The organism is Pseudoalteromonas sp. CO109Y, assembly GCF_004208935.1.
GTDB classification, from domain to species: Bacteria; Pseudomonadota; Gammaproteobacteria; order Enterobacterales; family Alteromonadaceae; genus Pseudoalteromonas; species Pseudoalteromonas shioyasakiensis.
In genome coordinates, this window is record NZ_SGPD01000035.1 from 1 (window position 1) to 5,484 (window position 5,484).

Here is a 5,484-nt window from a genome sequence, read left to right on the forward strand (position 1 = left end):
CAACTCGCAACTCGCAACTCGCAACTCGCAACTCGCAACTCGCAACTCGCAACTCGCAACTCGCAACTCGCAACTCGTTACTCGCTAACCACTAACCACTAACCACTATTTCTACTCTTTCGCCTAACTCTGCTTTAAGCTTTTCTGCTAGTGCCTGTTTGGCTTGATCATCGCCGTGGACAATTTTGATTAAACTTGGCTTTTTGCGCATGCCGGTGACAAATCTGATTAATCCTTTTTGATCTGCATGGGCGCTGTAGCCGCTAATGGTATGAATTTGCGCTTTAATCATTACTTTTTGATTATCGATAAATACATAGCCGCCGCGAGGGCCGTACTTTTGAATCTCTCGGCCTAATGTTCCTTGCCCTTGGTAGCCAACAAAAATGACATCGGTTGTTTTGTCGGGTAAAAACCGATCTAGGTAATTAACTATTCTGCCGCCATTACACATACCGCTAGCAGCAATGATTATTGCCGGCTGATGTTTTGAGGCTAAAAAGTTAATCAAGGCAAGGTGCTCTTGGTGGCTATCAATGGTGTGTAGTTGGTTAAAGTCAAGCGGGTGGCGACCTTGTTTTACGCGTTTTTTTGCTTCGTTATCCCACAGTTCTTTAAAGTGTAAATATTCATTTGTGAAATTAGCTGCCATTGGCGAATCTACAATAATTTGCAGTTTATGCCACATAGAGCGCTTGCTTGCAGAATGAATAAGCTGTTCAAACTCATAGAGCAGCTCTTGAGTTCGGCCAATGCTAAAAGCCGGTATGAGTACCACGCCATTATCGCTTACTGCACGCTCTACAATCTTTTTAAGAACGGCTACACGCTCTTTGCGACCTTGATGGTTTTTATCACCATAGGTTGATTCTATAACCAATGTATCGGCGCGGTAAGGTGGTTTTGGCGTTGGTAATAATGGCGTGTAAGGTGCACCTAAATCACCAGAAAATACCACTCTATGCGAGTTTGGTTTTTTGCCTAGCTCAATTTCAACATAGGCAGAGCCTAAAATGTGCCCAGCACGTTGCAGACGAAGTTTATATAAGGGGTTTTGATTGCTTGAGGCTGCTTTTTCGGGGCTAAAGCCCACTCCTTCGGGAATGCAGTACCATTTGTTGAAATCAAGAGAGACAATCTGTTGTTTGAGTAACTTTAAGCAAGTGCGGATCATTACTTCGTCCCGTGTTACACCCACTTTTAAAGCATCTTCAATCACCATAGGCAGTAGCTTAGCAGTAGCGGCTGAAGTATAAATAGGTCCTTTAAAGCCTGCGGCAAGTAAGTAGGGTATGCGACCAACATGGTCGATATGGCAATGTGTGACAATCAGCGCTTTTACCGTTGATATATCAAACTCAATAGCTAGGTCTTGTTTACTGTCTTCCCCTTGAAATAGCCCACAATCAACAAGTACAGAATTTGTGTCATCAATAAATAGCTGGTGGCAAGACCCTGTTACGCCTTTCACCGCTCCGTGGTGTTTTATATGCATAATAATCTCCTGATTTTAAGGCTAGATATTATTTTAGTGGTTAGATATCAGAAGTCAGGTTTTTAGTAGTTAGATTTTAGAAGTTAGATATCAGTTGATCTAGAGGGTGGTTTTATTTTTTGTGTAATTAAACAAAGAACTTGCTACACATGAATTGTATTTTACTTTGTACTAACCACTAACCACTAACCACTAACCACTAACCACTAACCACTATATTTTTACCCCTTATTTATCTCTAATATCGCTTTTAACGTATGTTCCTTTTCAAGAATATCGCGATATAAAGCAAACTGGTTGCGTGCGCGTTCTAGGTTGTGGTTTGCATGTTTGGTGGCAAAGTAATTATCGCCATCAATAAAGTCTGTTAAAAAGCGCAGGCCAATCATAAAGGTCATGACCTTGGTGCCTAACCAAAAGCTTTCTTTTTCGGCGTCGGTGATCACATCTTGTAGTGGTTCAACATAACCTTTAACGATGGCGGCGAAGATCTCTTCACGAACACGCACATTACTTAGGTTGGTAGAGTCTTCTTGCTCAGGAGAGCAGAAGGTACGCACCATATCGCCAAAATCAAATAACCAATAACCAGGCATACAGGTATCGAGGTCGATGACTGCTTTAGCATCATCAGATTGCGTGCAAAACAGCATGTTGTTGATTTTTGTGTCGTTATGGCATGGTCTTAAAGGAATGTTTCCTTCAAGTTGTTTTAACTCATCAACTAAAGATTGTTGAGCTAAACAAAAATCGATGTCGTCTTGGCAAAGGGCCACACGGTTTACAGGATCTTTTTCGATGACTTTTTTGAAAGCGTCAAAACGCATCGCTAAGTTATGAAAGTCAGGGATCACATGATGCAGCTGTTCAGCCTGAAAGTCTTGTAGTGCTAGCGCGAATTGTCCAAATGCATTGGCTGCAGTTTGTGCTTGCGAGATAGTTGCTACAACATCTTCACTATAACTGCCGCCAATAAATTCGAGTGCACGCCAAACACCTTGATCGCATTCAACTAAAAAGTCGCTTTCGATAGTTGGAACATGACGAATAATTTCTAGGTTGTATTCACCATTGTCGTGTTTTTCACTAAGGTGCTGCTCAATTAGTCGTGCATTTTCAACTAGGTGCTCAGGGTTAGGAAACACATCGGTATTTAACTTTTGCACAACCAAGGCGTTTTCTTCTGATTTAAGTAACATGGTTGTGTTGATGTGGCCATTGCCAATTGGCTTTAGCGTTACGTTATCTGTACTTAAGCCAAAGTGCTCAGAAAGATAAGTTGCAACAGGATTAGACTTCATTAATTTTCCATTACTTATTTTTTGCAAGAAGAGGCGAGGGTTTAATCGTTTAGCTTACAACGTAACTGACATAAAGTGTGTGCTATTGCATTCAGTTCAGCTTTGTAGGTTACGCCATACCATGGCTCTTGTGCAGTATAAACGGTTACAGCTTGGCGGTTATCTTGAATCGCGAGTTGTATCTCATTTGGTAAATAATACTCTTTCGTGACACCGTTGTCAGTATTTTCTAAAAACTCAATAAAGCCTGTTTCTAAGTCATTAAATAAACTAGGTGTTATTCCCCAAAAGCTCATAGAACCTAGAGCATCATCGGCAATTTGTAATCTCTCACCATGTGGATTGTTGCCTTTTAAAACATTATTTTCGAGTTTAATATCTAGGTACTCGACCACATCAGTTAAATGCTGGTGGCTATCAACAGAGCATACACCTCGATTTACACCACCTTCTTCGGATAGGGTATCTTTTATTGGGTAGCCTACCATCGCCCAATTGCTATGCTGTTTGAAGTGTTCGCTAATAATGGTAAAAGAAGACTCGCCATAATAGTCATCGGCGGTAATGACAATAGCAGGGTTATTTACATAGGGTTTTGCGCAAAGTAATGCATGACCTGTACCCCATGGCTTTTGGCGTTCAGCAGTTAAGTGCTCATAACCATGTGGCACTGCACTAATTGCTTGCTCAACTAGGATTACTTCGAGTGACTTAGGCAGGCGCGGTAAAATCGTCGCTTCAAACTCAGCACGAATTTTTTTATTAATGATGATCACCGCTTGGCTCACACCCGTTTTAACCGCATCCTGAATACTAAGCTCCATGATGGTACAGCCCAGCCCTGGTATTTCGGCAATCTGTTTGTTTCCGCCAAAGCGGCTACCTAGCCCGCCAGCCAATACGATTAAAGTAAGAGAGTGTTGAGTCATCGCGAAAGTTAAATAAAAAACAAAGGAAAAGTGTACCAGAAACAATCACGCAGGAGGAAGAGAAGCTTTAAGCTGTAAGCTATAAGCTGAATGGTGTTGTTTGTGGGCTCTTTAATGATTTTCCGGTTTGGTGTTGAACTTTAGACGCGCCAAGCAAGCGTGACGCCTACGTTTGATGTAGGCGTGAAATTTATTTCGCGCGAAAATATTTGCACAAAGAGAAATAAACGAGAAGAAAATGAGGAAGTGATAATAATGCTTTTTGTTTTCTCTAAAGCGCAGCGTCTCTTAGCCTCTTTGTGAATTAAAGATCTTTTTCTAACCACAGAGGACACAGAGAGCATAGAGGAAGAGAATTTATAGCCATCAGCTTTCAGCTGTCAGTTTTGAGCCGAGCGGTGTGGTTTGTTGGTTCTTTATTGATTTGCAGGTTTGGTGTTGAATGTTAGACGCGCCAAGCAAGCGTGACGCCTACGTTTGATGTAGGCGTGAAATTTATTTCGCGCGGTGGTTTTATAATAGAGATTAGATATCAGAAGTCAGATTTTTTAGTAGTTAGAATTCAGAATTTAGATATCAGTTGATCGAGAGGGTGGTTTTATTTTTTGTGTAATTAAACAAAGAACTTGCTACACATGAAATGTATTTTACTTTGCACTAACCACTAACCACTAACCACTAACCACTAACCACTAACCACTAACCACTAACCACTAACCACTAACCACTAACCACTGTTTTCGAACCTAATAGCTTCATATTTACGTAGGTGGTATATTCTCTTTGTGGTGATTAACCCTTTTAGGTAGACGATTAATGGCAAAAGATAGATACGCGCCAAAGGCTGTTGGCGATATTATGGCGGGCTTGAGTGGTCGCTTGGCATCTTATGCTGGTAAAACCCAAGGCTTGTCTTCTCAACAAACGATTCTTGATGACTTTTTAGGTGAAACACTTTCAAAAAAATGCCGAGTAAGTAATTACCGTGATGGTACTTTGATGATAGAAGCGGTTTCGGCACCGATTGCACTGCGTTTAAATTACTTAAAAATGGATATGCTTTCGCATTTTCGTGCAGCTGGCATGGTAGAGCTTGGGCAAATTAAAATTACCGCAAACCCACAAGCAACTCAGCGCTTATCGGCAACAAATAAGCCAGAGCAAAAGCCTGTTTCGAAGCGCCAAATGAGCGAACAAACAGCCGATTACCTCAGCGCCATCGCCGCAGATGCCCCTCCTTCTTTAAAAGCCAAGTTAGAGCGTTTAGCACAGCATGGGCGGAAGAAATAAAGGCATAGCTTTAAGCTATAAGCTGCAAGTTTTAAGTTGAACGGTGCGGTTTGTGGGTCTAGCTCATAGGAGGCACTTTAGTGCCGAAATTTAAGGAGCCATCAGCTTTCAGCTGTCAGTTTTGAGCTTCTCAGCATCGCCTGTTGGTTATGTGTTTATAAGCATGATTCGTGTTGTATGGCAGTCGCGCCAAGCAAGCGTGACGCCTACGTTTGATGTAGGCGTGAAATTTATTTCGCGCGATGGTTTTATAATAGAGATTAGATATCAGAAGTCAGATTTTTTAGCAGTTAGAATTCAGAAGTTAGATATCAGTTGATCGAGAGGGGGGTTTTATTTTTTGTGTAATTAAACAAAGAACTTGCTACGAATGAAATGTATTTTACTTTGTTCTAACCACTAACCACTAACCACTAACCACTAACCACTAACCACTAACCACTAACCACTAACCACTAACCACTAACCA

4 protein-coding genes are annotated in these 5,484 nt (G+C 41.3%); 1 reads left to right on the plus strand and 3 read right to left on the minus strand.

The window, feature by feature from the left end:
* Positions 1-91: 91 nt before the first annotated feature.
* The 3 genes from EXT43_RS14080 to EXT43_RS14090 form a co-directional block, all read right to left on the minus strand.
* The gene (locus EXT43_RS14080) at positions 92-1,495 is read right to left on the minus strand and encodes an MBL fold metallo-hydrolase (RefSeq protein WP_130167249.1); all 1,404 of its coding nucleotides are present in this window, start codon (positions 1,493-1,495) and stop codon (positions 92-94) included.
* A 221-nt stretch (positions 1,496-1,716) separates the two neighbouring features.
* Positions 1,717-2,796 carry an aminoglycoside phosphotransferase family protein gene (locus tag EXT43_RS14085; protein WP_130167250.1) on the minus strand — a complete coding sequence of 360 codons (1,080 nt, stop codon included), beginning with the start codon at positions 2,794-2,796 and terminating at the stop codon, positions 1,717-1,719.
* A 41-nt stretch (positions 2,797-2,837) separates the two neighbouring features.
* Entirely contained in the window at positions 2,838-3,725 is an 888-nt protein-coding gene (locus tag EXT43_RS14090) for an NTP transferase domain-containing protein (RefSeq protein ID WP_130167251.1), read from the minus strand.
* A gap of 816 nt (positions 3,726-4,541) precedes the next feature.
* On the opposite strand from EXT43_RS14090, the gene EXT43_RS14095 reads away from it, so the two are divergent.
* Positions 4,542-5,015 carry a DUF721 domain-containing protein gene (locus tag EXT43_RS14095; RefSeq protein ID WP_055022438.1) on the plus strand — a complete coding sequence of 158 codons (474 nt, stop codon included), beginning with the start codon at positions 4,542-4,544 and terminating at the stop codon, positions 5,013-5,015.
* Positions 5,016-5,484: the final 469 nt, after the last annotated feature.

What these genes read in the sequence shown, in the direction of transcription:
- EXT43_RS14085 (WP_130167250.1), bottom strand. Translation starts at nt 2,796, where the DNA reads ATGAAGTCTAATCCTGTTGCAACTTATCTTTCTGAGCACTTTGGCTTA.
- EXT43_RS14095 (WP_055022438.1), top strand. Translation starts at nt 4,542, where the DNA reads ATGGCAAAAGATAGATACGCGCCAAAGGCTGTTGGCGATATTATGGCG.
- EXT43_RS14080 (WP_130167249.1), bottom strand. Translation starts at nt 1,495, where the DNA reads ATGCATATAAAACACCACGGAGCGGTGAAAGGCGTAACAGGGTCTTGC.
- EXT43_RS14090 (WP_130167251.1), bottom strand. Translation starts at nt 3,725, where the DNA reads ATGACTCAACACTCTCTTACTTTAATCGTATTGGCTGGCGGGCTAGGT.